Source organism: Candidatus Neomarinimicrobiota bacterium (genome assembly GCA_041862535.1).
In the GTDB taxonomy this organism is placed as follows: Bacteria; Fidelibacterota; Marinisomatia; order SCGC-AAA003-L08; family TS1B11.
The window spans coordinates 1-2,446 of the sequence record JBGVTM010000043.1 but is presented as its reverse complement, the minus strand read 5'-3'; the positions used below and the strand labels follow the sequence as shown (position 1 = coordinate 2,446).

The window sequence follows — 2,446 nt, the reverse complement described above, 5'->3', positions numbered from 1 at the left end:
CGCACCGTTGGTGTGAGCAATTATACAATTCAACACCTGGAAGAACTGGTGGCCAGGTCGCCGGTGATCCCGGCTGTCAATCAGGTCGAGTTCAGCCCCTTCCTCTATCAGAAAGGGCTGCTGGAATACTGCCGCCGCCATGGAATCCAACTGGAAGCCTACAGCCCGCTGACCCGTGGCCAGCAGTTCAGGCATCCTATCATCGCATCCCTCGCGGCCAAATACCATAAAATCCCCGCCCAAATCATGCTTAGATGGGCACTGCAGCACGATGTGGTCGTGATTCCCAAGTCGGTCAACCGACAACGGATTCATGAAAATGCGCAGGTCTTTGATTTTCACCTCGATGAGGAAGACATGCTCGCGCTCGATGCACTGAATGGAGATTTTCGCGTCAGCTGGGACCCGAGTGCCGTGCAATAGGTAGAATGGACCCATAGTTATCAGTATGGCTGGGAAAGGGTTTTGTGAAAAACCACCTGCCAGTACTAAATATAGTGCTTTTGCTCTGCACACAGAGTTGCGCCATGGGACCTGCCAATCCTGCGGCTCCCGGCTCGGTGACAACCTGACTCACCAGGTGCCCCTTACGTGAACACAACCCTATAGCGCCCAGCCCAGATCTCAAGGAGCCCACTTGAACCAACGCCCACAGCTTCCCCGCATCATGGGTCTCCGGGATCTAATCCTGCTCCACATCGTCGCGGTGGTGGGCCTGCGCTGGCTGTTGACGGCGGCGAATATCGGACCATCATCCATTATCCTCTGGCTGTTGGCCGTCCTGTTCTTCTTCATCCCCCAGGGACTTGCCATCCTGGAGCTCTCCTCCCGCCTGCCAGAGGAAGGCGGTATCTACGTCTGGACCCGGGAGGCATTTGGACCCTTTCACGGTTTTATCTGCGGCTGGGCTTACTGGGTCAATAACCTCATCTACTACCCCTCGCTCATCGTCTTTGTGGCCGGGAACTCGGTGTTCGTGCTCGGCCAACAATATGCCAGCCTGGCCGATAATACCATCTACCAGATAGGCTTTTCACTCGCGATCCTCTGGCTGGCAATGGGCCTGAACATTGTCGGGCTCCGGACGGGGCGCTGGGTCCAGAACACCGGTGCCACGGCCAACTGGATAGCGGTAGCCCTGCTAATTATTCTGGGCGCGGCGGCGCTGAACCTGGGTATGGGTCAAAATCCGTTCACTGTCGGCTCCCTCTTGCCGAACCTGAGCCAGCGAAACGTCGGTCTCTGGTCGAGTCTCTGCTTTGCTCTGGCCGGCCTGGAGCTGGCCGTTGTCATGGGCGGCGAGGTCCGGGACCCGGCCCGCTCCCTGCCCCGCTCCATACTCATCGCCGCCCCCCTCATCGCCGGAACCTACATCATCGGCACCCTGGCAGTGCTGACCACCTTCACCGGCTCGGGCATAGACCTGGTAACCGGGGTAGTCGAGACCATCGCTGGTGCCGGGGAGCGCCTGGGACTGCCCCTGACCCGCCTGGCAGGACTGCTCATTATCCTGACCGGTCTGGGCGGCATCGGTGCCTGGCTGGCCGGTTCCGCCCGCGTCCCCTTCGTCGTCGGACTGGACCGCTACCTGCCACCGGTGCTGGGGCGCATTCATCCCCGCTGGGAAACCCCCTACGTGGCGCTGCTGGTCCAGGGGATCGGGGCCTCCATTTTCATATTGCTCGGGGCGCTGGGCAGCTCGGTGGAGGAAGCGTACCTGGTCCTGGTCGATACCACCATCATTGTCTACTTCATCCCGTACCTGTACCTCTTCCTGGCCGTGCCAGTACTGCGCCGGCGCAACACCGGCATAGAGAGGCCCGCCTTCATGATACCCGGCGGCACAATCGGGGTGACCCTGGTAGCGGGGTGCGGATTCGCCACCACCGCGATCTCTATCGTCCTCGCCACCCTGCCCACCGACGTGGCAACCTCGCCATTATGGTTCGTCACCAAGGTTGTTGGCGGCGCCGTGGGCCTGGTGGCCGTCGGCCTGGTCTTCTATTTCAGGGGATTGAAAAGAATCAGCTGAGCAGGCAGCAGGAAATCGTTACCCGGGTGCAGCTCACTTCACAAACTTGTATCCTGCAGTGTGGATCGTTAGCAGGTACTGCGGTTCGGCCGGGTCAGCCTCAATTTTCTTGCGAATAGAGAGGATGTAGTTATCCACCGTCCGGGTGGTGGGATAGGCCTCATAGCCCCACACATCGTCCAGCAGCGCATTGCGCGTGACCACCTCACCCTCGTGCTGGACAAAGTATTTCAGGATTTCAAATTCCCTGGCTGACAGTTTGATCGGCTGCCCGCGCTTAATGGCCTCCTGCTTCTTGAAATCAACGTGCACGTCGCCGAAAGTGAACTCCTCGATGTCCTTTTGATATCCGGTTTGACGCCGCAGCAGGGCCCGGATACGCGCCTGCAGTTCGCGCACGCTGAACGGCTTGGT

The 2,446-nt window shown here is 59.5% G+C and carries 3 protein-coding genes; 2 read left to right on the top strand and 1 reads right to left on the bottom strand.

The annotated features are described in order from the left end of the window. Together ACETWG_01770 and ACETWG_01765 are read left to right on the top strand one after the other, a co-directional pair. A partial coding sequence (locus ACETWG_01770; GenBank protein MFB0515314.1) for an aldo/keto reductase occupies nt 1-423 on the top strand: 423 nt, incomplete at its 5' end. A gap of 214 nt (nt 424-637) precedes the next feature. Next, entirely contained in the window at nt 638-2,032 is a 1,395-nt protein-coding gene (locus ACETWG_01765; GenBank protein ID MFB0515313.1) for an APC family permease, read from the top strand. 33 nt (nt 2,033-2,065) lie between these two features. Here ACETWG_01765 and ACETWG_01760 read toward each other — a convergent pair. Continuing rightward, on the bottom strand, nt 2,066-2,446 hold a 381-nt coding region (locus ACETWG_01760; GenBank protein MFB0515312.1), incomplete at its 5' end, for a response regulator transcription factor.